General features: G+C 41.6%; 24 protein-coding genes. 15 read left to right on the forward strand and 9 right to left on the reverse strand.

Going from position 1 to position 23736, the window contains the following annotated elements; all coding sequences use genetic code 11:
* Nucleotides 1-45 precede the first annotated feature (45 nt).
* The 7 genes from btsR to suhB all read right to left on the reverse strand — a co-directional run bounded on the left by btsR (nucleotide 46) and on the right by suhB (nucleotide 5419).
* Nucleotides 46-756, reverse strand: a complete 711-nt coding sequence (gene btsR, locus ACHUGF_RS10430; RefSeq protein ID WP_394130976.1) for a two-component system response regulator BtsR — start codon at nucleotides 754-756, stop codon at nucleotides 46-48.
* On the reverse strand, nucleotides 753-2429 hold the full coding sequence (locus ACHUGF_RS10435) for a LytS/YhcK type 5TM receptor domain-containing protein (RefSeq protein WP_394130978.1): 1677 nt from the start codon (nucleotides 2427-2429) through the stop codon (nucleotides 753-755). Before ACHUGF_RS10435 ends, btsR begins: the two co-directional genes overlap by 4 nt.
* A gap of 36 nt (nucleotides 2430-2465) precedes the next feature.
* The gene (locus ACHUGF_RS10440; protein ID WP_394130979.1) at nucleotides 2466-2834 is read right to left on the reverse strand and encodes a replication protein RepA; all 369 of its coding nucleotides are present in this window, start codon (nucleotides 2832-2834) and stop codon (nucleotides 2466-2468) included.
* On the reverse strand, nucleotides 2815-3489 hold the full coding sequence (locus ACHUGF_RS10445) for an AAA family ATPase (RefSeq protein WP_394130981.1): 675 nt from the start codon (nucleotides 3487-3489) through the stop codon (nucleotides 2815-2817). The genes ACHUGF_RS10440 and ACHUGF_RS10445 overlap by 20 nt, the downstream gene beginning before the upstream one ends.
* Nucleotides 3490-3636: 147 nt before the next feature.
* The gene (locus tag ACHUGF_RS10450; RefSeq protein ID WP_394130983.1) at nucleotides 3637-3939 is read right to left on the reverse strand and encodes a PilZ domain-containing protein; all 303 of its coding nucleotides are present in this window, start codon (nucleotides 3937-3939) and stop codon (nucleotides 3637-3639) included.
* Nucleotides 3940-4041: 102 nt separating this feature from the next.
* On the reverse strand, nucleotides 4042-4446 hold the full coding sequence (locus tag ACHUGF_RS10455; protein WP_394130985.1) for a phosphate-starvation-inducible protein PsiE: 405 nt from the start codon (nucleotides 4444-4446) through the stop codon (nucleotides 4042-4044).
* Between the two features lie 169 nt (nucleotides 4447-4615).
* Complete coding sequence (gene suhB / locus ACHUGF_RS10460; protein ID WP_394130987.1) at nucleotides 4616-5419, reverse strand: inositol-1-monophosphatase; 804 nt, start codon at nucleotides 5417-5419, stop codon at nucleotides 4616-4618.
* A 155-nt stretch (nucleotides 5420-5574) separates the two neighbouring features.
* On the opposite strand from suhB, the gene trmJ reads away from it, so the two are divergent.
* The 15 genes from trmJ to ACHUGF_RS10535 all read left to right on the forward strand — a co-directional run bounded on the left by trmJ (nucleotide 5575) and on the right by ACHUGF_RS10535 (nucleotide 21527).
* A complete protein-coding gene (gene trmJ / locus ACHUGF_RS10465) occupies nucleotides 5575-6297 on the forward strand; it encodes a tRNA (cytosine(32)/uridine(32)-2'-O)-methyltransferase TrmJ (RefSeq protein WP_394130988.1) in 723 nt (240 codons plus the stop codon).
* Between the two features lie 21 nt (nucleotides 6298-6318).
* Complete coding sequence (gene cysE / locus ACHUGF_RS10470) at nucleotides 6319-7140, forward strand: serine O-acetyltransferase (RefSeq protein ID WP_394130990.1); 822 nt, start codon at nucleotides 6319-6321, stop codon at nucleotides 7138-7140.
* A 242-nt stretch (nucleotides 7141-7382) separates the two neighbouring features.
* The gene (gene iscR / locus ACHUGF_RS10475) at nucleotides 7383-7844 is read left to right on the forward strand and encodes a Fe-S cluster assembly transcriptional regulator IscR (protein WP_394130992.1); all 462 of its coding nucleotides are present in this window, start codon (nucleotides 7383-7385) and stop codon (nucleotides 7842-7844) included.
* A 79-nt stretch (nucleotides 7845-7923) separates the two neighbouring features.
* The gene (locus ACHUGF_RS10480; RefSeq protein ID WP_394130993.1) at nucleotides 7924-9138 is read left to right on the forward strand and encodes an IscS subfamily cysteine desulfurase; all 1215 of its coding nucleotides are present in this window, start codon (nucleotides 7924-7926) and stop codon (nucleotides 9136-9138) included.
* A 62-nt stretch (nucleotides 9139-9200) separates the two neighbouring features.
* Nucleotides 9201-9584, forward strand: coding sequence for a Fe-S cluster assembly scaffold IscU (gene iscU / locus ACHUGF_RS10485; protein ID WP_394130995.1), 384 nt, complete (start codon nucleotides 9201-9203; stop codon nucleotides 9582-9584).
* 14 nt (nucleotides 9585-9598) lie between these two features.
* Complete coding sequence (gene iscA / locus ACHUGF_RS10490; RefSeq protein ID WP_394130997.1) at nucleotides 9599-9922, forward strand: iron-sulfur cluster assembly protein IscA; 324 nt, start codon at nucleotides 9599-9601, stop codon at nucleotides 9920-9922.
* A 41-nt stretch (nucleotides 9923-9963) separates the two neighbouring features.
* The gene (gene hscB, locus ACHUGF_RS10495; RefSeq protein WP_394130999.1) at nucleotides 9964-10488 is read left to right on the forward strand and encodes a co-chaperone HscB; all 525 of its coding nucleotides are present in this window, start codon (nucleotides 9964-9966) and stop codon (nucleotides 10486-10488) included.
* 52 nt (nucleotides 10489-10540) lie between these two features.
* Nucleotides 10541-12400: a Fe-S protein assembly chaperone HscA gene (hscA, locus tag ACHUGF_RS10500; protein ID WP_394131001.1), complete on the forward strand. Its 1860-nt coding sequence runs from the start codon at nucleotides 10541-10543 to the stop codon at nucleotides 12398-12400.
* 8 nt (nucleotides 12401-12408) lie between these two features.
* Nucleotides 12409-12744: an ISC system 2Fe-2S type ferredoxin gene (fdx, locus tag ACHUGF_RS10505; protein WP_394131002.1), complete on the forward strand. Its 336-nt coding sequence runs from the start codon at nucleotides 12409-12411 to the stop codon at nucleotides 12742-12744.
* Nucleotides 12745-12926: 182 nt separating this feature from the next.
* Nucleotides 12927-14186 carry an NRAMP family divalent metal transporter gene (locus ACHUGF_RS10510; RefSeq protein ID WP_394131003.1) on the forward strand — a complete coding sequence of 420 codons (1260 nt, stop codon included), beginning with the start codon at nucleotides 12927-12929 and terminating at the stop codon, nucleotides 14184-14186.
* Between the two features lie 77 nt (nucleotides 14187-14263).
* The gene (locus tag ACHUGF_RS10515) at nucleotides 14264-14677 is read left to right on the forward strand and encodes a RidA family protein (protein WP_394131004.1); all 414 of its coding nucleotides are present in this window, start codon (nucleotides 14264-14266) and stop codon (nucleotides 14675-14677) included.
* 448 nt (nucleotides 14678-15125) lie between these two features.
* Nucleotides 15126-16694, forward strand: a complete 1569-nt coding sequence (locus ACHUGF_RS10520; protein ID WP_394131006.1) for an amidohydrolase family protein — start codon at nucleotides 15126-15128, stop codon at nucleotides 16692-16694.
* A 433-nt stretch (nucleotides 16695-17127) separates the two neighbouring features.
* Nucleotides 17128-17760 (forward strand): TetR/AcrR family transcriptional regulator, encoded by a 633-nt coding sequence (locus ACHUGF_RS10525; protein WP_394131008.1) that lies wholly within the window; start codon nucleotides 17128-17130, stop codon nucleotides 17758-17760.
* Between the two features lie 167 nt (nucleotides 17761-17927).
* The gene (gene ndk, locus ACHUGF_RS10530; protein ID WP_394131010.1) at nucleotides 17928-18359 is read left to right on the forward strand and encodes a nucleoside-diphosphate kinase; all 432 of its coding nucleotides are present in this window, start codon (nucleotides 17928-17930) and stop codon (nucleotides 18357-18359) included.
* 498 nt (nucleotides 18360-18857) lie between these two features.
* Nucleotides 18858-21527: a TonB-dependent receptor gene (locus tag ACHUGF_RS10535; RefSeq protein ID WP_394131012.1), complete on the forward strand. Its 2670-nt coding sequence runs from the start codon at nucleotides 18858-18860 to the stop codon at nucleotides 21525-21527.
* 505 nt (nucleotides 21528-22032) lie between these two features.
* Here the strand turns inward: ACHUGF_RS10535 and ACHUGF_RS10540 are convergent.
* Both ACHUGF_RS10540 and ACHUGF_RS10545 read right to left on the reverse strand, forming a co-directional pair.
* Nucleotides 22033-22401 carry a TraR/DksA family transcriptional regulator gene (locus ACHUGF_RS10540; protein ID WP_394131014.1) on the reverse strand — a complete coding sequence of 123 codons (369 nt, stop codon included), beginning with the start codon at nucleotides 22399-22401 and terminating at the stop codon, nucleotides 22033-22035.
* 159 nt (nucleotides 22402-22560) lie between these two features.
* Nucleotides 22561-23496, reverse strand: a complete 936-nt coding sequence (locus ACHUGF_RS10545; protein ID WP_394131015.1) for a tRNA-dihydrouridine synthase — start codon at nucleotides 23494-23496, stop codon at nucleotides 22561-22563.
* Nucleotides 23497-23736: the final 240 nt, after the last annotated feature.

Genomic DNA, 23736 nt, shown 5'->3' on the forward strand with positions numbered 1-23736 from the left:
ATTGAGGGGGTAAGCGGTACAATAAACAATTAAGCGGTTTTACCATTATTGAAATCCGAGTTGTTGCTTGATGGATTTTAGGTATCGTCGAGAAATCGGCACTGTTGCGCCGCTATGTGTTGTGAGTTGTGCGCCAGTATCTAAGATCTCGATTTCAGCAATTGCTGTCAGTGCAATCAGATACTGTTTATGGCATCGAACCAGTGGTGTTTTTTCTTCTAATACTTTTAAAGTTAGCTGTGTGTGGCACTGGCCATTGGCTGTGCACACATGAATACCACCGAGATCGCTATAGGCATACTCGACATCAGATGTATTAGTGACTACTAGTTTTGAGCCGCAATAACAGGGTAAATGTACTAGTTGACTTGGGGACACCGGCGCCAGTTGTTGTGGGGTTAAGTCCTGTTTAACTTTCTCTAAGGTTTTGGCGAAGCGCACTTCATTAATGGGTTTTAATAGATAATCAAATGCGTTGTTATCAAATGCTTTTACCGCAAATTCATCATATGCAGTGACGAATACTACACGGGGCATATTCTCCGGACTCAGCATGGCGATGAGCTCCATACCGGTAATACGTGGCATTTGAATATCTAAAAAGACTAAATCAGGTTGCAATTGATTGATTTGCTGCAAGGCATCGATTGCGTTGCCACATTCTGCAACCACTTCCATATCTTTATGTTCTAAGAGAAGGTCAGCAATCTCTTGGCGCGCGAAGGGTTCGTCATCAATTATTATACAGCGGATCATGGTTTGATATCCTCAAGTGGTAAACGCACTTGTATACAGGTTTCACGGTCGGGTTGGCATTGAACATTAACGCCAAAATCGTTACCAAACAGGTTTTGAATGCGCTTGTGGACGATGTTCATACCCAGCCCCTCATTATCTGGTTTTTCTTTATATAACCCCGCATTATCACAAACTTGAAGTACTAAAGCGTCTTGTTCAATTAACGCCGTCACGTTAATCACACCAGCGTCCATCATATGAGATGTGCCATGCTTAACTGCATTCTCAATCAAAGGCTGCAGTGTAAATGCTGGCATTTTATGGTTTAACAAGGTGTCATCAATGTCGATATTGACGGTCAGTTTGTCAAAAAAACGCGCTTTTTCGATTGCGAGATAAGCATCAATATGTTCGAGTTCATCTCTTAAGGTAACCAAGCCTGTCGTGCGTTTTAAGTTTATCCTCAAAAATTGGGACAATTGCTGCAATAATTGCTTAGATTTCTTAGGGTCACGGCTAATAATTGCACTAATGGTATTAAGTGCATTAAACAAAAAATGTGGGTTAACTTGCGCTTGTAATAGCTTGAGTTCAGATTGCGTTAACAGGTTTTGCTGTTGCTCGAAGCGGCCATATAAAATTTGATTAGATAATAAGCGTGCAATACCTTCTCCTAAAGTACGGTTAATATTTAGGAACAACTTATTTTTGGCTTCATAGAGTTTAATTGTGCCAATGACTTCGTCATCATAGCGCAGCGGGATCACCAAGCTTGAACCCAGTTTACAATCTTGCGACAGCGAGCAGGCGTAGGTGTGCTCAACACCATCAGCAAACATCACGGTATTATTGTTGATGGCATCTAATGTGATTTGAGATGATATGGGGGTACCAGTTAAATGGTGATCGTCACCAATACCAATGAAAGCGAGTAGTTTTTCCCTGTCGGTAATCGCCACGGCACCGACTTCAGTTTCTTCAATAATGATCTGTGCAACTTGACCACTACTTTGTTGGTTAAAGCCTTTAGATAAAATACCCACGCTTCTTTCTGCAATTTTTAATGCTTTGGTTGAAAAGCTTGATGACAACTTATCATGCATGGTTTTTTGGTCGCGGATCATGCTCATAAACATGGCTGCACCTAGAGAGTTGACTAAAAGCATGGGTGGGGCAATTTCAATAACCAATGCTTGTGCTTGCACAAATGGTTTAGCAACCAATAAGATAATGCACATTTGCATCATCTCTGCGCAGAAGGTGACTAAGAAAACCAACATAGGATGATAAATCAATTCAGAGCGTGCATTATTTTTTAAATACATGCACACCAAACCAGCCGACAAACCTTCGAGCGTAGTGGAAATCGCACAGGCGACATCAGTAAAACCGCCAAGGCTATATCGATGCAAACCGCCGGTTAACCCAACAAGAAAACCCGTTACAGGCCCACCCAGTAAACCTCCGAGCACCGCCCCCATAGCACGCGTATTGGCAATGGCACCTGTTGTTTGCTCACCGAAATAACTTGCCATGATACAAAAGCTAGAAAAAATCAGATAGATAAAAATCTTGTGGGGTAAGCGCTTGGAAGTTTCAGTGAAAAGCTTAAATAGAGTGGTTTTACTAACTAAGTAAACAATCACTAGGTACAAGCACATTTGTTGAGTGAGAAGTAGAATGAGTGACATAGTGAATGCTTGATTTAGAGTGTTAAAAGTAATTAATTAAGGCAAATTGACTTTATCATTGATAATTCGCGTTTTATTTTGTTCGCTGCGCTGACAAAAATCATCAATCAAGATGCGGATTAATTTTGACTTAGGCAAACCTGTATCTGTACTTAGTTCGTTTAACTGTGTAATGCAGGTCTCAGTTAATGTAAATGTGGCATGTCGATAGACTTTAGCTGACTTCTTATCTAGCCCTTTCGCACTCTTTTGGGGTTTGGAAAGGGGGTCAGTACTTGGCCTGCCAGTGTCAGTTAATGTTGACTTACCTTGCGCATAGTTATTGGCATCTTCGATAAAGTCATCGATGTTAACCGCTTTACGCCTCTGTTTAGGCTTTTTACGCTTAAGATCCGTTAAATTCATAACTATTCTCTGGCGGAATGGCGAGTAATTCGTCGGTAATTGCACGTATTTCGTCGGCCGCCTTACCTTCAGGATCTATTTCCATCACAGATGAGCCCGATTCTTCACTATCGTCGTAAATATTACGGCTGAAGGTCACCGAATTAAGTGCGCGTAAACCGTATGATTCAACGACTTCTTTGGCTTCAAGTATTCTTTTAAATTGCGAAGGTAATGAAGGGCATTGGGTGATGACAATGGTCGCTACCATTTTAGGATTGACCATTTTACAAGTGCTGAGCATGTCTTCCATATGCGGTAGGGTTTTTAAGTCACGGCGTTTAGGGCGCAAGGGAATAACCACATAAGTGGCGACAGACATAGCGGCACGCATGGCTAAATTATCTTGACCACCACAGTCAACAATGACGTAATCAAAACGTTCATTTAAGCTGAGCAAATCATTACGGATTTTGCCATAAAGTTGAATACAGTTGATTTTCGGTAAGTCAGGGTCATCATTACGCGCTTGGATCCAGTCTGAAGTGGTGCGTTGCGGATCACAATCTACCATTAACACATTGGCTTGATATTTTTCTGTGATATTCACGGCTAGGTTTTGGGCTAAACAGCTTTTACCGCTGCCACCTTTTTCACCGCCTACGAGCAGTATCATACGTGTCTCCTTTTGCGAATAACCCTAATAGGTATTGCAACCAACTTGTGATCCTGATGAGTATAATGTTGACATTCTAAGCTTATGGCTCAACCTGAATAATAGAACAATATCAGCAACTTTGCTTATTATCTGTGAGACAGGAACTTAAACTAATTGCATTGCGATATGGAAACTGTGCGGATTGGCTTCCTGACAACGGCAAACTTGACCTTTTATGGTATTTTGTTGGCTGGTACCTTCATTAAAGGTTAATGCGACTAAATCACCAATTTTGAAAGGCTTACGGTAATCGAAAAGCACACCTTTACGCGCTAAATCTAAACAAACACCTTCACCTTCACAAGATTCACCTTGGTCATCAATCCAGTGTAATACAACACGCTCTGCTTCCATGTCGACACGTAATGATGTGCGCTTTTCTTCAAACCCGGGTGGTTCGTGGGTCATAGTCGAGACTCCTTTAAATGAGGTTATACCCTAGTTTTAGCATAATTAGTTGTATAAGCAATAGCTTGGGTTAATCCCAAGCTATTTACTGGTAACATTTTGCTAATCTTCCTTGCTTTTAGGGTAGGGCAGCTTTAACTGTCCCCAGCGGATAACAATTACCGTACTTGCTAATACGATAGTCGACACTGAAATAGCTAATACGCGCCAATCTTCCATGCTCTTCATATCTAAAATCAAGTAACGAGCCAAGGCAACAATGGCAATATAAAGCGGCATGCGGATTGGAAGTTTGCCTGACTCTAGGTAGTTGACCACCATTGCGAGGACTTCTAAATAAATGAACAGTAAAAGTAGGTCAGCAAGTTCAACGGTCTGACGTTTGAACATATGCATGATCTCTTCACCTATGGCGTAAAAAGTCGCAAGGGAAATAATAAATAAAACAAAATGTTCAATCATTTTTAGTGATTTAACACCTAATCGACTGAAAGCGGTGTGAGGCATATTCCTTTTCTCTGTAGTCACAACATAAAATGCAGTATATGCCTAGCTAACCTAATAGTAGGAGTGATCTAGATCAAAAGAACACAAAAAGGCCGCCTAAAGTCATATTTAGGCGGCCTTTGAAGAAGTGATTTAATATATTAAGCCAAAGAAGCGGCCTTTGTATTAATTAGCGCTTTAAACCATCGTTTAATAGTGGGCGCATTGTTTTTACAAGTTTCGAAGTGATTTTAGGGCTACCTGCAACAATATTGCCTGAAACAAGGTAGTTATGGTTACCTGTAAAGTCAGTTACTGTACCGCCAGCTTCACGACAAATTAAGTCGCCAGCAGCGATATCCCATGGTTTTAGACCAATTTCGAAATAGCCATCCATACGACCTGCTGCAACATAGGCTAAATCGAGTGCTGCAGAACCTGCGCGACGTAAATCCGCACATAATGGGAATACGGCACCTAAAATGTTCATGTATGATTCAGTGTGCTGACGTGCTTTAAATGGGAAGCCAGTGGCAATGATAGTATTTTCTAGATCATTGTTATTGGTCACACGCAAACGGAAGTCGTTTAGTTTTGCGCCATTACCACGCACTGCTGAGAATAGTTCGTCACGAATTGGGTCGTAAACAACGGCAACTTCAGTTTTGCCTTTGTACTGTAACGCAATAGAAACTGCGAAATGAGGAATGCCACGAACAAAGTTGGTGGTGCCATCCAGCGGATCTACAATCCATACATAATCTTTATTTTCACCGCGGTTTTCACCTTCTTCTTCACCCACGATTGTATGGTCTGGGTAAGATTTACGGATCTGATAGATAATTGCTGCTTCTGCTTCCTTGTCTACACTCGTAACAAAGTCGTTAGTCCCTTTTGTACTAATCTCAATACGGTCAAGATCAGTAAAAGCGCGCATAATAGTTTGGCCCGCAGCGCGCGCAGCGCGTGTGGCAATAGTGAGCATCGGATGCATAGCAATCCCCTGGATGTTAAAGAACGAGTAAAATAGCGGCGGTATTATACTCGATTTGTCAGTTATATCAAATGTAGATTTTCGTATAACCGTATAATGTCAGCTTGTGTTAGTATTCAAAAATAAATTTTTAGTGTTCACAGAAAGTTAGTTAAATGCTCAGTAATATTCGTGTTGTATTAGTTGGAACGTCTCACCCAGGCAATATCGGCTCTACCGCAAGAGCCATGAAAACCATGGGCTTATCAAATTTATATCTTGCTGAACCAAGAGTAGAACCAGACGGGCAATCGATTGCGTTGGCTGCTGGTGCATCTGATATTTTAAGAGATGTCACGATTGTAGACTCGCTTGAAGCTGCGATTGCTGATTGCAGTTTAGTGATTGCCACGAGTGCAAGAAGCCGCACATTAGATTGGCCAATGTTGGAACCTCGAGAAGCGGGTGAAAAGCTTTCTGTGCAAGCCACATCAGGCCCTGTTGCCATTGTATTTGGTCGTGAGAACCACGGTTTAAGTAATGAAGAGCTGCAGAAGTGTAATTACCATTTGGCGATTCCTGCTAACCCTGAATACAGTTCACTTAATTTAGCGCAAGCGGTGCAGATCATTTGTTATGAAACTCGCGTCGCCCATTTAGCTTTACAAAATAGTGGTCAAGAAAAGCAAGCTGAAGATTACCCTTTATCTGAAGATCTAGAGCGATTTTTTGTGCACCTTGAGTCAACGTTATCTAAAACGGGTTTTATTATTAAAAATCACCCTGGGCAGATCATGGTGAAGCTACGTCGCTTATTTACTAAAGCGAAAGTTGAAGCCGCTGAAATGAATATTTTACGCGGTATTTTGACATCTATTGACAAAAAGATTGATAAGTAAGCAGGACAATAGGGGGAAGTTATGGGTGTTATTTCCAGAATGAAAGAAGATATAGAATCTATCTATCATCGTGATCCTGCTGCAAATAGTACAATTGAAATCTTGCTCAATTATCCAGGAATGCAAGCCATTTGGCTGCACCGTATTAGCAATAAACTCTGGTTAAAAAAGTGGAGTCTGCTCGCAAGATGTTTATCGACCTTTTCTCGTTGGTTAACAGGAGTCGAAATTCATCCCGGTGCCACAATTGGCAGGCGCTTCTTTATTGACCATGGTATGGGTGTTGTAATTGGTGAAACAGCTGAAATTGGTGATGACTGCACGCTTTATCATAGCGTGACCTTAGGTGGCACGACTTGGCAATCAGGCAAACGTCATCCAACCTTATGTAATAATGTTGTTATTGGTGCTGGAGCTAAAGTACTCGGTCCAATTACCATGCATGATGGCGCTCGTGTTGGCTCTAATTCCGTTGTGGTGAAAGACGTAGAGCCAGGTAAAACTGTTGTCGGTATCCCTGGTAGAGTCGTCGCTTCGCCATCTGTTGAGTCTAAGGAAACATCTGAACGACGCAATCAAATGGCTAAAAAATACGGTTTTGATGCGTACGCAGTTTCGCCTGACAACCCCGACCCAGTTGCCAATGCCATCGGACAGATGCTTGACCACATGCACTTAATGGATTCTAAAGTTCAAGAGCTTTGTCAAGCCGTACAAACCATGGGAGGAGAAGTCTGTACAGAGAAACTTCCCGAGTTAAATGTAGATGAGTTTGATGAAGCTGAACGTGCAGCAGCACATAAGCGTAAACAAGAGCATGATGGATTTGACCCAATAATCTAAATTGCGACAAACGTGCTTATATTCACACTTCCTATTAAATAAGGCTAAATATTTTACATTAGCCTTATTTAATCTCTTCACAATCATTGAATCTTGATTGATAAAAAGGTTAAATACCCGTGCAAATTACTAGGGTGTTCTAACAAGAACAATACTTGAGTAAAATAGTAGGTTAAATACTTGACTAATTTACTCGGGTATGATGAAATTGCACCATACATTTTGGGAGCAGTACAACGTTTATGAAACTCACATCAAAAGGTCGCTACGCAGTGACTGCAATGCTAGATGTTGCAATTCATTCATCAATGGGTCCAGTTCCCTTGGCCGACATTTCTGAGAGACAAGGTATTTCTTTGTCTTACCTAGAACAACTCTTTGCCAAATTAAGAAAACAAGGTTTAGTCGCGAGTGTTCGCGGTCCAGGTGGAGGATACCGCCTTGGATTAGAACCACAAGACATCTCGGTAGGCATGGTCGTACATGCAGTTGATGAGTCCGTAGATGCAACTCGCTGCCAAGGACAAGGTAATTGTCAAAGTGGCAGCCGCTGTTTAACTCACTCTCTTTGGGGTGACCTAAGTAAACAGATTTCAGAATTTTTAGATGGTATTTCGCTTGCTGGCTTAATGCAAAAACGAGACGTGCAATTTATCTCAGTTAAGCAAGATGAATTACAAAAGGAGCACAGAGCGACTATCTAACGCGATGTGTTTAATACAATAATTATTTTTATGTACGTTGTTTAGAGCCAGACTTTGGTGACTAAGTACGGAGTGTGAAATGAAGCTTCCTATCTATCTTGATTACGCAGCAACAACCCCTGTAGATCCACGTGTTGCAGAAAAAATGGTGCAACATATGACAATGGACGGTGTGTTTGGTAACCCCGCATCGCGTTCACATCGTTACGGTTGGCAGGCAGAAGAAGCTGTTGATGTTGCACGTAACCAAATTGCTGAGTTGATTAATGCTGATCCGCGTGAAATCGTGTTTACCTCAGGAGCGACTGAGTCGAGCAATTTAGCGATTAAGGGTATTGCGCATTTTTATCACAAGAAAGGCAAGCACATTATTACTAGCAAGACTGAGCATAAAGCAACGCTTGATACTTGCCGCCAATTAGAGCGTGAAGGTTATGAGGTGACTTACCTAGAGCCAGACGCAAACGGCATCATTCCATTATCTCGTATTGAAGACGCGTTACGTGACGATACTATCCTAGTCAGCATCATGCATGTGAACAATGAAATTGGTGTAATTCAAGACATTGAAGCCATTGGCGAGTTATGCCGCAGTAAAGGCATTTACTTCCATATGGATGCAGCTCAAAGCGCAGGTAAACTGCCATTGGATGTGAAAACCATGAAGGTTGATCTCATTTCAATCTCTGGTCATAAAATGTATGGACCTAAAGGTATTGGCGCGCTTTACGTTCGCCGTAAGCCTCGTATCCGTCTTGAGTCGCAAATGCACGGCGGTGGACATGAGCGCGGTATGCGCAGTGGTACTTTGGCCACTCACCAAATTGTCGGTTTTGGTGAAGCTGCGGCAGTCGCTAAGCAGGACATGGAAACTGATAACGCACGTATTTTACGCCTACGCGAAAAATTATGGGCAGGTATCAAACACATTGAAGAAACCTATATCAATGGTGATATGGAGCAACGTTACTGCGGTATCTTCAATGTCAGCTTTAATTTTGTTGAAGGTGAGTCTTTGATGATGGCACTTAAAGATTTAGCCGTATCATCAGGTTCAGCATGTACTTCAGCAAGCCTTGAACCAAGTTACGTTCTACGTGCACTCGGTTTAAACGATGAAATGGCCCATAGCTCAATCCGTTTCTCTATCGGACGTTTCACTACAGACGAAGAAATAGATCACGCAATTAAAACAATTACAGATTCTATTGATAAATTACGCGCAATGTCACCTCTTTGGGAAATGTTCAAAGATGGTATTGACCTTGAGAAAGTACAGTGGACTCACCACTAGGTAGAGTCACCTCTCACCTTAGGCATTGTTAACGTTAAACGAACAGATTTTGGAGCAGTATCATGGCTTATAGCGAAAAAGTAATCGACCATTATGAAAACCCACGTAACGTAGGTTCTTTTGAAAAAGATGACCCATCAGTAGTGACAGGTATGGTAGGCGCACCCGCTTGTGGTGACGTAATGAAACTACAACTTAAAATTGATGATGCCGGCATTATCGAAGATGCTAAATTCAAAACCTATGGTTGTGGTAGCGCAATTGCATCTAGCTCTTTAGTTACTGAGTGGGTGAAAGGCAAATCTGTTGAAGAAGCTGCAGCGATTAAAAATGCTGATATTGCAGAAGAGCTGGCATTACCACCAGTAAAAATCCATTGCTCGATTTTGGCTGAAGATGCCATTAAAGCAGCGATTGATGAGTACAAAACTAAACAAGATAAGTAATATCTGGAGTACACATGGCTATTACAATGACCCCAGCGGCGACGGACAGAGTAAAATCGTTTCTCGCTAATCGTGGTAAGGGGCTTGGATTGCGCCTTGGGCTTAGAACATCTGGATGTTCGGGTATGGCTTACGTATTAGAGTTTGTAGATGATCTTAACGATGATGATGAGCTTTACACTATTGATGGTGTGAACATCATTATTGATGCTAAAAGTTTCATTTACTTACAAGGTATTGAGCTGGACTTTGTTAAAGAAGGCCTCAATGAAGGCTTCCAGTTCAATAACCCGAATGCAAAAGGTGAGTGTGGTTGTGGTGAGAGTTTCACCGTATAATCGTCCCCATTTACTGATATAAAGCTGTGCGATAACTGCCCATGAACTATTTTGAACTGTTCCACTTTACGCCTGCCTTTGATATCGATACCGCCTTACTTGCAGAACGCTACCGCGAACTGCAAAGGGCGGTTCATCCTGATAAGTTCGCTCATGACTCTGAGCAGCAAAAGTTGCTTTCTGTGCAACGTACTGCACAAATCAATGATGGATATCAAACTTTAAAAGCCCCATTACGCCGAGCTGAACATATGTTGAGTTTGCGCGGCCTTGATCTCAGCCATGAAACCACCACTGTAAAAGACACGAGTTTCTTGATGCAGCAAATGGAATGGCGAGAAGCAATAGAAGACATCAACCATAGTGACGAGCCACAAGACTTGATTGATGAGCTATATGACTCTTTTGCTGACTTTGAAAAGCGCCTGTTCACACTCCTTGCTGAATTATTACTAAAGACAAATGAGCAGGATGATTTGTTAGCAGCAGATCAAATACGCAAGTTAAAGTTTATGGCAAAATTACAAGATGAGCTATCTCGTATAGAAGATAAGCTACTCGATTAAGTGCAACTCAAAGAGAGCTTGCACATAGATGAATGATTAAAGTTGGAAGATTATGGCACTGTTGCAAATTGCAGAACCCGGCCAAAGCGCTGCTCCACATCAACACCGCTTAGCTGTAGGTATCGATTTAGGTACAACAAACTCTTTAGTTGCTTCAGTCAGAAGCGGTGAAGCGACAACGCTTGCTGACGAACAGCAACGTCACTCAATTCCTTCAGTAGTTCATTATGGCAATGATGCTATTACTGTCGGCTATGATGCTGAGCAAGTATCTGCAAAAGATCCTGCGAATACTATCGTCTCAGTAAAGCGTTTTATGGGACGCAGCTTAGCAGATGTGCAAAGCAAACAGCAGCAACATACTTATCAATTAGAAGCCAGTGAAAATGGCTTGCCGCTATTTGTTACTGCCCAAGGTAAAGTTAACCCTGTACAGGTTTCTGCCGAAATTTTACGTCCATTAATTGAACGCGCTGAGACAACATTAGGCGGTGATTTACAAGGTGCGGTAATTACTGTGCCGGCGTATTTTGATGACGCACAGCGTCAAGGCACAAAAGATGCAGCTGAATTACTCGGTGTGAAAGTGTTACGCCTGTTGAATGAACCTACTGCAGCAGCCATTGCCTATGGTTTAGATACTAAACAAGAAGGCGTGATTGCCATTTACGACTTAGGTGGTGGCACGTTTGATATCTCGGTTCTACGTCTAAACCGTGGTGTATTTGAAGTACTGGCAACCGGTGGCGATTCTGCGTTAGGTGGCGATGACTTTGATTATATTTTACAGGAACACCTCCAGCATCAGTTTGGTTTTGATGTATTAAGTGCACAATTGTCGCGACAGTTATTAATTGAAGCAAGACGTGTTAAAGAAGCTCTTACAGACAATGATACAGTGACTGCCAGCGTTGAGTTTGAAGATAACCAATTGCAATGCCAGGTCACTAAAGCACAATTTGATGAATTGGTTACAGTTCTAGTCAAGAAAACAATTAGCAGTTGCCGCCGTACGCTCAGAGATGCAGGTGTTAGTGCCGATGAAGTACTTGCAACTGTCATGGTCGGTGGCTCTACACGTGTGCCATTAGTACGTGAAAAAGTGGCTGATTTTTTCAAAAAACCACCATTAACTTCAATTGATCCAGATAGAGTCGTGGCAATTGGTGCGGCAATCCAAGCTGATATCTTAGCCGGTAATAAGCCTGATTCTGACCTACTTTTATTGGATGTTTTACCGCTGTCGTTAGGCATTGAAACCATGGGCGGTTTGGTTGAGAAAGTCGTGACCCGCAATACCACTATCCCGGTTGCCCGTGCACAAGAGTTTACTACATTTAAAGATGGTCAAACCGCGATGGCTTTCCATGTAGTGCAAGGGGAGCGTGAGTTAGTTGACGATTGCCGTTCATTGGCTCGATTTACCCTGAAAGGCATTCCGCCACTGGCAGCGGGTGCAGCACATATTCGTGTTACATTCCAAGTAGATGCTGATGGCTTGCTTAGTGTAACTGCAATGGAGAAATCCACAGGTGTACAAACGAGTATTCAAGTGAAGCCATCATTTGGTTTATCAGACAGTGAAATAGCCACTATGCTGAAAGACTCAATGAAGCATGCTAAAGAAGATATTAGCCGTCGTATGTTAACAGAGCAGAAAGTCGAAGCTGCTCGTGTGATTGAATCACTGACTGCGGCTTTAGCAAAAGATGGTGAGTTATTAACTCAGCAAGCTCGCGTTAAGCTTGATGAAGCCATCCTAGCACTTGCTGAAACGGCCAAAGGCGATGATGCCGATGCCATTGAAGCAGCAATTTCAGCATTAGATGAACAAACACAAGATTTTGCGTCAAGACGCATGGATAATTCAATCAAGGCTGCGCTTACAGGTCAGTCTGTAGAGAACATATAGGTGAAACGATGCCACAGTTAGTATTTCTACCCCACGAAGAATTATGCCCAGATGGTGCAGTATTAGAAGCAGAAGTGGGCGAAACTATTTTAGACGTTGCACTGCGCAATGGTATTCACATTGAGCATGCATGTGAGAAATCATGCGCTTGTACAACATGCCACTGTGTTGTACGTGAAGGCTTTGATGAACTTGAAGAAAGTGATGAATTAGAAGATGACATGCTTGATAAAGCATGGGGATTAGAGCCAGAAAGCCGTTTATCTTGTCAGGCTAAAGTGGTTGAATGTGATCTTGTTATTGATATTCCAAAGTACACGATTAACATGGTTAGTGAAGGCTAGAGTACGTCGGTATTTATAAAGAGCAGCTTTTAGCTGCTCTTTTCTTAAGTGAGAATATGATAACTTTGGTTTATCAGCAGTATCTACAATCCTCTTTCTAATCATTAATACCTCCCTAAATGTTGCAATTATTTAACATTTGAATTAACTTAATGTGAACTCACATTCGCATTGAGGCGCTAATGTCATTAAGTCGTGTTTTTGCAATCCTTGGCCCTGGTATCGTTTGGGCAGCCACTAGTATTGGTGTATCGCACATTGTGCAAGCAACTCGTGCAGGTGCTGATTTTGGCTTTGCATTAATTGGCTTTATCATTCTTGCCCATGTGATTAAATATCCTTTCTTTTTATTTGGCCCACAATATGCCGGATTAACCGGTAAAAGTTTGCTTGATGGTTATCATTCCATTGGCCGCTGGGCATTTGTCCTTTTTCTAGTGCTCACATTTATCACCATGTTCTTTGTTCAGTCTGGTGTCACGATTGTGACAGCCGCATTAGCAATGAACTTATTTGGTGATGTATTGAATTTGTCTCAATGGGCATTGTTTATTTTAATGGTCGTGGGTGCGGTATTAATTGTTGGCCACTATAAACTGCTAAACACTCTGCTTAAGTGGTTGATGCTTATTTTTGCTATGTGTAGTGTTATTGCTTGGTTCGCAGCAATAGGGCGATTAGGCTTTTCACCGTCGGGGGCTGCACCGGTAATAAATTTAACTTCAGCAGCGAGCATTGCATTTATTGTCGCTCTCATCGGCTGGATGCCAACTGCAATAGAAATCTCTGTATGGCACTCTTTATGGGTATTGTCTAAAGGGCAAAAAAGCGGTGTCGAAACATCAAAAAATGCCAAGCTAGATTTCAACGTCGGTTATGCCACGAGTTTTATTCTCGCTATCGTCTTTATGTGGTTGGGGGCTTTATTACTGTTTGGCTCTGGCACAGAGCTGGCGTCTTCGGCTGCTGCATTTGCAGGTCAGCTTGTTGGTCTTTATAGCGAGGCGTTAGGCAGTTGGAGCTGGATGCTGATGGCTGTCGTGACTTTTGTTGCCTTGTTTTCGACAACCTTTGCCGTTGCCGATGGTTTTTCGCAAGTATGGAAACGTGCTGCAGCCATCTTATTCGCTGAAAAGTCAGAAGCTGTAGTGCACAAATATAGTCGTCAAGCCTACATTATCACTCTGATGATATTGTCATTTGGTAGCTGGTGGATTATCAGTGCCCACAGCGCCAATATCAAAGGTTTATTGGACTTTGTGACCACGGTTTCATTTGTCAGTGCGCCATTGTACGCCTGGCTGAATTACAAAGTGATGATGGGAAGTGATGTTGAAGATAATCATAAACCACAAGGCATTTTCAAGCTTTATACGCTGGGTTGCTTATTTATATTAACCGCCTTCAGTGTGTTCTATTTATGGTGGCGCTTTGGTGTCTAATCCCAAGCTTGGTTATATAACATGAGGTTTAAATGACATACATAATAAGATCTATTCCCAAATGGGCTTTTGCACTTATGTTAGCTGCTCCTATATCACTTTCAGTGTCAGCGACTGACGAGGTTGAGTTTATCAATAGTAAAGGGCAAAGTGCTTACCCTTTTTCTGAGGCTGTTAAAGTCGGCAATACCATGTATCTTTCAGGGCAACTTGGTTTTGACCCTTTAACGAAATCATTAGCCAAAGGTGGTGTTGGCGCTGAAACTAAACAAACGCTGCTAAATATTGAAGATTCATTACAGCGCATGGGTTATACGTTATCAGATGTTGTGAAGTGCACAGTAATGCTGGCTGATATTAAAGACTTTTCCGAATTTAATGAAGTGTATAAAACAATGTTTACAGCCCCTTATCCTGCTCGAAGTACCTTTGCAGTAAGTGGTTTAGCACTTGATGCCAAAATTGAAATTGAGTGTATAGCTGCAAAGTAAAGCATATTGGGGTATTCGAACAGTTAATTTTTTAAGGTCGAATGAATCTTCAAAATAAAACCTCTGCATAACGCAGAGGTTTTTGTTTTCAGCCCTAAACCACCTACTTCAGTAGGTGGTTATCATCAATTAGGATTTGCCTGTATCTTTGTTTGTATGGCATGCCAGCTTGAGGTTGATTCAGCTATGCAATGATATTTAAAGCACGCAGCAAGCACATCCCTGTGGGCTCGACGAAAACATCCATGTTTTCAACGGCTTTAAATATCATTACTCATAGATGCTACTGAGGCTACAAAATAACTGAAACGCCCCCTTTTAGGGGGCTGAATGAAAGCCACCTTCTTCAGAAGGTGGATTTTTTACTTATACACGCTAAACACACATTATGTGAATTCATATTTACATTTGTGTTGTTTGTGATTACCATCATGATACAAGGTGAAACATGATGAGCAGAAAAATGAAATCACAGTTAAAAGCAATCACATTATCTACGGCCTGTTTGTGTGCTATTACATTACCAACAATCAATATCGCATTGGCACACTCTGACCATAAACTGGATAATACAGATGCTGTCAGCATGACTAAAAAGGTGGATAAATCTCAGTCAGCAAACAATCATCCTGTTAGGGTCACTCCGAGTAAGCAGAATTTATCAGCTAATGTGTCGCCATATATCGCCTATTCGCAACCTAATATTGCCATCACAAATGTCAATCTGATTGATGGTACTGGCGCTAAAGTCAGTCGGCAGCAAACCGTGTTAATGCAAGAGGGTGTCATTACCAAGATTGCTTCGAGTAAAGAGGTGACAAACCTAGATAACTTTACGGTGATTGACGGGCAGGGCAAAACGCTAATTCCGGGTTTGGTGATGATGCATGAGCACATGTTTTATCCCACAGGTAATGCTCATTACACAGAAATGCTCCATAGTTTTCCCAAACTTTATCTTGCTGGCGGGGCTACTACGGTTCGTACAGCAGGCACCACATCTCCCTATGGTGATTTGAATGTTCGTGATGCCATATTAGCCAATCAAACAATTGGCCCGGATATGGAAGTTACTGCTCCGTATCTCAATGGCCCTGGTTTACCGATAGTTAAGTTAAAAGCGCTGCGAGATGAAGAAAATGCCAGAGCCATGATGAGCTACTGGATTTCAGAAGGCGTAACATCCTATAAAGCCTATATGCAAATACGCACCAATGAGCTTGAGGCGGTGATTGATGAAGCCCATAAACGTGATCATAAGGTGACTGCACATTTATGCTCAATTACTTATCGCGAAGCTGCCGAGTTAGGTATTGATAATTTAGAACACGGCTTTTTTGCGGCTACCGATTTTGTTCAAGATAAACAAAAAGACGTGTGTCCGGGCAAAGCAGGCCATCAATCATTGGTTGATTTGGATATCAATTCCAAGCAAGTAGATGACCTGATCGCTTTTCTAGTCGACAAAGGTGTTGCACTTACCTCTACTTTAACTGTTTATGAAACCTTTACCAAAGGTCGCCCCAAAGCCTACCCATTAGCACTGGAGGCTTTAATTCTTCAAGTGAGGGAGCAGTATGAACAGCGCTGGTTGAAGATTTCACAACAAGATGATGAACAAGCTACATGGCCAATTGTGTTTAAAAAAATGATGCAATTAGAACGTAAATTTGTGGAAGCTGGTGGTTTATTGATGGCAGGAACGGATCCAACAGGTTATGGCGGTGTCGTAGCAGGCTTTTCTAACCAACGCATGATTGAACTGTTACATGAGGCAGGCTTTACCGCTGAACAAGCGATCGAAATTGCCACATTAAATGGTGCTAAATATCTAGAAAGAGACCAACAAATCGGTTCTATTGAGGTAGGTAAGCGTGCTGACGTGGTATTAATTGACGGCGACTTATCAACCGATATTAGTGCTATTCAGCATATGCCTTATGTGTTTAAACAAGGTATTGGTTATGACACCCAATCTATCATTGCCGACAACAAAGCTGTGGTGGGATTGCATTAGGGCCTGTTGAACTTTCACGATTATTTTTGCAGCGACTTGTTGGAAATTTATACAAGGCAGCGACTTTGATGTGTGGTTATTCCACATGATAAGTCGTTAACGCAGTAGAAATGACAACAAGTGCTGCCTGTAAGGTTCGTTTAAAAGTACTTTCTTCTGCGTTGCGAGCCATTTGTTCAGACGACTAAACGACATAACTCACGCCTCGATTAAAGTGCTTTTAATTCGAACAAATTCTAATCAGCAAAGATCAACAGGCCCTAATATATAATAACAATAAGCGCCATGTATCAGTGGCTTTGGATGTTTGTGGACTGTTTTTCAGTCCGCTTTTTTTTTGGCAATTTATTGTAGGTTTAACAAGTCATGCTTGTTACTTAGTCGATGCATTGTGATAAAGTGAATACGTGTTTGTCACTATCACGGAATTTGCATGTCAGCTGTCGATTTAACGCCTAAACAACAACGTAGCCAACGCACCCATGAGAAATTTTTAAACGCTTTACAGCAAGCGTTAGAAACAAAATACTTTGAGCACATTAGCATCAAAGAGCTAGCTGAAGGCGCTGAAGTTTCAGTTGGCACATTTTATCGTCGTTTTGAAAATAAAGAGGCCTTGCTGCCTTTGTTATACGATGACTTCGGTCAGGAGTTGGCCCAGTTTGTCGAATTGTTAGAAAATACACCTTGTGAGGATTTATCACAGCAAGTGAGTGTGTTATGTCAGCAGACAGCGGATTTCTTATTACCACGTAAAAGTGTGTTCAGAACAATTCATCTCAATGCGAGATTACATCCTGACACTATGTTTAGTAATCCAAGCTTGGATAGGAATCACGCTTATGGGCGTATTGCGCAATTAGTTGTACAGCAGATGCCTGACACAGTGGCGTTAGATAAAAGGCAGCGCGCGGCTAATATGGCGGTGTATATGTTAGTTAATGGTTTACTTGATCAAATATTGTATCCGACACTTACGCCTGCAACAGCATGCCCAATTGCAATAGATGATTTTGTTACGGAGTTAAATCAGATGATACTCAGCTATCTGCAATCTCAGGTCTAATCGAGTTACCTATGAAATTAGTTAACGCTAAAGTAGGTTATTGCTCACTATTTCAGATCAGACTCACGTAATTTCAAACTCCGTCGGTTTTAACCCTATGCAGTTTGGTATTTATTACGTATAATCCGCGCGAAATTAAATAACTTGCTCACATAAGGAAGCTAGTCATGGCGATCGAACGCACATTTTCTATCATCAAACCAGATGCAGTTGCTAAAAACCACATCGGTGCAATCTATAGTCGTTTTGAATCAGCGGGTCTTAAGATCATTGCTTCAAAAATGGTACACCTATCTAAAGAGCAAGCTGAAGGCTTCTACGCTGAGCACAGCGAGCGTCCTTTCTTCGGTGCACTTGTTGAGTTCATGACTTCAGGTCCAATCATGGTTCAATGTCTAGAAGGTGAAAATGCCGTTCTAGCTAACCGTGAAATCATGGGTGCTACTAACCCTGCTGAAGCTGCTCGCGGTACTCTACGTGCTGATTTTGCTAACAGCATCGATGAGAACGCAGTACACGGTTCTGATGCTGTAGCATCTGCAGAGCGTGAAATTGCATATTTCTTTAGCGCTGAAGAGCTGTGCCCACGCACTCGCTAATCTCTGCTTTAGATTAAAAAAGGAGCTTCGGCTCCTTTTTTAATGCTCTAAATTTATGCCCCGCGTGTCTACCCGACTTACATAATTCATTACCATCAACATACCCATTAACAGCCCCCTTCAACAAGAGCATTAGCCTTAACCCTTCTTTTTCTGTATCTAGTATCAAAATGTATTTATTCATTTTTTTTGAATTTATAGGCGATGTTAACTTTTTAAATACCTATGTAACAGCTTGTTGCGATGCATTGAGTTTGTTATCAACTTGTTTATTTATGCGTAAGGTCCACAAGGAGTAGGTGTGTGGTGCCGGTATTGCGTATCAATTTTCAGACAAGTGTATCAAGTGTTTTCATTTGTTGATTTATCTCACTTAGTTCGTTGACCGGATTACGGCTATTTAACAGTATCGATGACAAGTGGTTAACGAGTCCTTAACCATTAAAACAATAAAAAACATAGCGTTATTATTTTTAACGTATTAAGGGAGATAAAAATATGAGTTCTGTATCCTTAACGGCTAAGGCGATTCGTCGCAGTTTGCTAGCCGCAGCAGCAACCTCAGTTGCTTTTTCTGGTGTAACGTTTGCTGAGGAAGAGCAAAAAGTAGAAAGAATTGAAGTAACTGGTTCACGTATTAAGCAAGTTGATATGGAAACATCTTCTCCAGTGACAGTTTTAAGTGCAGCGGATATCGCGCTTACTGGTGAGAAAACAGTTGCTGATGTTTTGAATAATTCATCAATTAACGCATTTGGTTCATGGCGTGGTATGTCTGGTTATGGCTCTGGAGCGAGTGCAACTAGTTCTATTAACATGCGTGGTCTAGGTTCTCAAGCAACGCTAGTATTGCTTGATGGTCGTCGTATGCCTGGTACTAGCTCAAGCTCTGGTGCGACAGCTGATACTTCTCAAATCCCAATTGCAATTGTTGAACGTATTGAAATTCTACGCGACGGTGCTTCAGCTGTTTATGGCTCTGACGCGGTAGCCGGTGTAATTAACATTATCACCAAAAAAGAATTTGAAGGCTTACAGTTTGATTATAGTACTGAGCAACCATCTGTTGAAGGTGGTGATGCAACACGCTTCTCTATCGCTACTGGCTTTAACACTGACAGCGGTAATGTCACCTTTACTTACGAGTATTATGATACTAAAGCAGTGATGGACCGTGATATCTGGAATATGGATGATCCTACTTATGGTGACTATAGCTCATTCAGTTCAGTACCAAATGGCTACTACGACACAGGTGAAGTAGATGAAGATGGCAAAGCAATTTATGCCTTCTATTCAAATTCAGAAATGTGTGAAGAAACTGAAAATGTATCGAATGGAACAGACGGCGAAAATAATGGCCGTTGTTTCTATAGCTACGGTGAAGTAACTAAGCTATTTGGTGACATGACCCGTAACTCGTTCATGACCAACTTCAACTATGAAATTACAGATGATATTCAGTTCCGTGGCCGTGGTTCAGCATCTTTGAGCGAAACTCATACTCGTTATGCAGGTACGCCGGTTTCAACTAACTACCCAGTGTTGAGAGCAGACAACCAATATAACCCAACGGGTAAAGACATGACGCTTTACATGCGTTCTGTTCAAATCGGTGAGCGTGATACGTTAACTGAAACTAACAACTATGACATCTTAGGTGGCTTCGTTGGTTTCTCTGATGTAGGTAATGGTATTGATTGGGAGTTAAATGCACAGTACTCAGGTTCTACAACTAACTCGTTCAACTATAACCTAATCAATGACAACATCATTCAAAGTGAACTTGACACTGGTAACTACGATGTATTTAACACCAGTGGCATGAGCTATGCTGAGTGGGATCAGCAGATGACTGCACTGTATAGCGCAGCAAACCACACTGGTGTATATCAAGGTAAATTTGACAGCACACAGATTGACGGTTTGGCATCAACCTTACTAATGGAAAGTGATAACTTCTCATTAGCAATGCTAGTGGGTGCTGAATATGAAATGATTAACTTCAAGCAAACGTCTGATCCAGAATCTGCTGCAGGTATTATTTCAGGTGGTTCAGGTGGTGATGATGTTGATGCAACTCGTGACCGTACAGCGGCATATACCGAAATCCAAATGGGTCTGCCAGCAAACTTTGATGTGTCATTAGCTGTTCGTTATGAGCGTTATGACCAAGAAGGTACATTAACAGGTGCAGAAGGTCAGGTTGTAAACTCTTCTACATTTGATGCAGTTGTGCCTAAGTTAGGTGTGAGCTGGCGTCCAGTTGATTCTCTACTTGTTCGTGCAAGCTATGGTGATTCGTTCCGCGCTCCAAATATGGGCGAAATGTTCTCGTCTCAATCATTAAGTTTCGAACGTGCTTATGACTCGGTATGGTGTGAATCAAACACAGATGAAAATTACTGTGCTACTGGTAACCAGCACAAAACTTGGTTCGGTGGTAACCCGAATCTAGAAGCTGAAGAAGGTAACTCTTTAACGCTTGGTGCTGTATGGAATGTGACTGATGCTTGGAGTGTTGAACTTTCTTACTACGACATCACATATGACAACAAGATTGAAGCAGTAAGTGCGGATGATGTTATTCGTGAAGAAAACCTCAACGGTGGCAGTGAATTCGTTCACCGTGGTGCAGATGGCAAGATTGAGTACATCGAAAGTGGTTACATCAATATGTCATCAGTTAAAACCAATGGTTTTGATTTCGCCACATCTTATAACTTAGAAACTAATTATGGTGACTTTAACTTCAAAGTTGATATGAGCCACGTTCTTAAGTTTGAAGAGCAAGCAAATGCTGAGTCTGAAGTTGTCGATAACGCAGGGTTGCAAGATTACCCACAATGGCGTGGTAACTTAGCTGCAGCATGGTACTACAATGACTTCAATGCCGCTTGGACAACAGTTTATATCGGTAGCCAGTCAGGCCAATACTGGCGTGACCTAGGTTATAGCTACATCACTGATACGCCTGATTACTTCAAGCATAACTTCCAAGTAGGTTATACCCACGATTGGAATGGTACTATCACAGTCGGTGTAAACAACTTGTTCGATAAAGAAGCACCAACTTGGTACAACTTTGCAGGTTACCGTGATGTGAACACTGGTCTTTATGACGTATTAGGTCGTACTTTCTACCTACGTTTAAACCAAAAGTTCTAAGTGTAAATAACACATAGTTCATCTCTCCCTAGATGACCCAAAGCCTCCGTTCGCGGAGGCTTTTTTCGTTTTCAGCCCTAAACCACCTACTTCAGTAGGTGGTTATCATCAATTAGGGTTTGCCTGTATCTTTGTTTGTATGGCATGCCAGCTTGAGGTTGATTCAGCTATGCAATGATATTTAAAGCACGCAGCAAGCACATCCCTGTGGGCTCGACGAAAACATCCATGTTTTCAACGGCTTTAAATATCATTACTCATAGATGCTACTGAGGCTACAAAATAACTGAAACGCCCCCTTTTAGGGGGCTGAATGAAAGCCACCTTCTTCAGAAGGTGGATTCTTTACTTTATTGACTTAATTAGCTATATGGAAGATGAAATAAGTCATTTTAAATAGAATGACTATGTCTGTTATCGGGGGTGATCGAATTAGGGGAAGGTCAAGCTTTCTGAGAAGGTAATCTGAATTCGCTTGTATTTCGAAACGGTAATTGCGGGAAGGTTAGTGGCTCAATCGAAGTTCATGTCGATGTTCGGCATTATATTTTTCGGCGCAATTTGCACAACGCTGCTCTGTGGGGTTGATTAATAAGCGTTCTGGTTCAATTTCCATTTCACAATCTGAGCAAATACCATAAAGGCCAAGTTCTAATTGACAAAGGGCCGCATCTAATTGGACGAACTTGTCGAAAATTGCGCTATCAAGCATGTGGGTTTTGGACAGTTGCTCAATTAACTCATTCAGTGGTGCATTGATATCAATCATTGATTTTTGTTGTGCTATGAGTGGTGTCTGTAGTTGAGCTGTTAACTCAATACGAAAACCTATCTCAAGTTGAATCAATGTTTGTTTGATATTTTGCTCGTTCACAAATGGCCCCTCTGCCGGTATAACTGTCGAGTCGTATCAGCCATCATATTTTTATCAGCTAGAACTGCTATGACAAAGATCAATTCTCTGCCATATAAGTGAATAAATATCACCTTTTATTGATATTAATACTAAAGCTTTAGCACGAGGTATTGTGAGTTAACACTGAGCTTGTTTAAGTGCTTGTGTTATCTCTTCTGTTGTTTTCAATGTTCTGATTTGTCTAAACAGGGTGTCTGCTTCAGGATATTGCTTATTAAGGTAACTAAACCATTGTTTAATTCGTGAAGGGAAGTAACAGGCTTTACGGCCTTGCAACTCTTTATCTGTAAACTGTTGTAATAAGGCTAATACCTGTTGCCATTGATAAGGTTGAGTATCGTGTTTAATGGTTTCAGCTAGGTTTGGCATGGCAATCGCACCTCGGCCGACCATGATATCAGTTGTTCCTGTTACTTCAATGCAGCGTTTAGCGTCTGCACTATTCCAGATTTCACCATTTGCAATTACAGGTATCGGTATAGCCTGTTTGATTTCAGCAATATATTCCCAATATGCCGGTGGCTTATAACCATCTACTTTACTGCGAGCATGTACAGCAAGTTCGGTCGCGCCAGCTTCATATATCGCGAGCGCATTTTCCATAAAAAGGCTCTTGTCTTCAAAGCCTAGTCGAATTTTAGCTGTGACAGGTTGCGTTTGTGGCACTGCCTGTCGCATTGCCTTAACAATGTCATGAATAGTATCTGGATATTGCAATAATACGGCACCGCCTTTACTACGGTTGACCATTTTGGCTGGGCAACCAAAGTTGGCATCAACACCATGAGATCCAAGTTCAATCGCCTTTTGGGCATTTTCAGCCATACATTGTGGTTCTTGCCCGAGTAGCTGAACTCGAACTGGGGTGCCAGATGGCGTAAATCCATCGTTATGTAGCTCTGGGCACAATTTATAAAACACTTTATCAGGCAATAGTTGCCCAACGACGCGCACGAACTCAGTCACAACAAGATCATATGGATTAATAGCAGAAAGAAGATCACGCATGTGATCATCTACCACACCTTCCATTGGAGCCAAAATAACGCGCACGTAGATACCTAAATAACAGTTAATAGAGTAAGGGGCGCTATTTTAGCGGTTTTATTTATTGATACCAGTGGCATTCATCATTATCAGTGAGTATTTATTCACAATGGATATATTTGGCTTGAAAATCAAATTGATAAGCTTATTTTGCGAATTTAATGTACAAATAAACTTGCACAGTCTCTAACAGCCTATTAACTTGTAAAACATGATCTGGATTAACTTTTTCAACTTTTTTGAAAT

The sequence above is a fragment of the Shewanella maritima genome, from assembly GCF_043643735.1.
Lineage (GTDB): Bacteria > Pseudomonadota > Gammaproteobacteria > Enterobacterales > Shewanellaceae > Shewanella > Shewanella maritima_A.

Coding starts and splice junctions, on each gene's coding strand:
- fdx (WP_394131002.1), top strand. CDS start 12,409: ATGCCACAGTTAGTATTTCTACCCCACGAAGAATTATGCCCAGATGGT.
- ndk (WP_394131010.1), top strand. CDS start 17,928: ATGGCGATCGAACGCACATTTTCTATCATCAAACCAGATGCAGTTGCT.
- ACHUGF_RS10445 (WP_394130981.1), bottom strand. CDS start 3,489: ATGATACTGCTCGTAGGCGGTGAAAAAGGTGGCAGCGGTAAAAGCTGT.
- ACHUGF_RS10455 (WP_394130985.1), bottom strand. CDS start 4,446: ATGCCTCACACCGCTTTCAGTCGATTAGGTGTTAAATCACTAAAAATG.
- ACHUGF_RS10535 (WP_394131012.1), top strand. CDS start 18,858: ATGAGTTCTGTATCCTTAACGGCTAAGGCGATTCGTCGCAGTTTGCTA.
- iscU (WP_394130995.1), top strand. CDS start 9,201: ATGGCTTATAGCGAAAAAGTAATCGACCATTATGAAAACCCACGTAAC.
- ACHUGF_RS10515 (WP_394131004.1), top strand. CDS start 14,264: ATGTTAGCTGCTCCTATATCACTTTCAGTGTCAGCGACTGACGAGGTT.
- suhB (WP_394130987.1), bottom strand. CDS start 5,419: ATGCATCCGATGCTCACTATTGCCACACGCGCTGCGCGCGCTGCGGGC.
- iscR (WP_394130992.1), top strand. CDS start 7,383: ATGAAACTCACATCAAAAGGTCGCTACGCAGTGACTGCAATGCTAGAT.
- trmJ (WP_394130988.1), top strand. CDS start 5,575: ATGCTCAGTAATATTCGTGTTGTATTAGTTGGAACGTCTCACCCAGGC.
- ACHUGF_RS10480 (WP_394130993.1), top strand. CDS start 7,924: ATGAAGCTTCCTATCTATCTTGATTACGCAGCAACAACCCCTGTAGAT.
- btsR (WP_394130976.1), bottom strand. CDS start 756: ATGATCCGCTGTATAATAATTGATGACGAACCCTTCGCGCGCCAAGAG.
- ACHUGF_RS10435 (WP_394130978.1), bottom strand. CDS start 2,429: ATGTCACTCATTCTACTTCTCACTCAACAAATGTGCTTGTACCTAGTG.
- ACHUGF_RS10450 (WP_394130983.1), bottom strand. CDS start 3,939: ATGACCCACGAACCACCCGGGTTTGAAGAAAAGCGCACATCATTACGT.
- ACHUGF_RS10440 (WP_394130979.1), bottom strand. CDS start 2,834: ATGAATTTAACGGATCTTAAGCGTAAAAAGCCTAAACAGAGGCGTAAA.
- cysE (WP_394130990.1), top strand. CDS start 6,319: ATGGGTGTTATTTCCAGAATGAAAGAAGATATAGAATCTATCTATCAT.
- ACHUGF_RS10510 (WP_394131003.1), top strand. CDS start 12,927: ATGTCATTAAGTCGTGTTTTTGCAATCCTTGGCCCTGGTATCGTTTGG.
- iscA (WP_394130997.1), top strand. CDS start 9,599: ATGGCTATTACAATGACCCCAGCGGCGACGGACAGAGTAAAATCGTTT.
- hscA (WP_394131001.1), top strand. CDS start 10,541: ATGGCACTGTTGCAAATTGCAGAACCCGGCCAAAGCGCTGCTCCACAT.
- hscB (WP_394130999.1), top strand. CDS start 9,964: ATGAACTATTTTGAACTGTTCCACTTTACGCCTGCCTTTGATATCGAT.
- ACHUGF_RS10525 (WP_394131008.1), top strand. CDS start 17,128: ATGTCAGCTGTCGATTTAACGCCTAAACAACAACGTAGCCAACGCACC.
- ACHUGF_RS10520 (WP_394131006.1), top strand. CDS start 15,126: ATGATGAGCAGAAAAATGAAATCACAGTTAAAAGCAATCACATTATCT.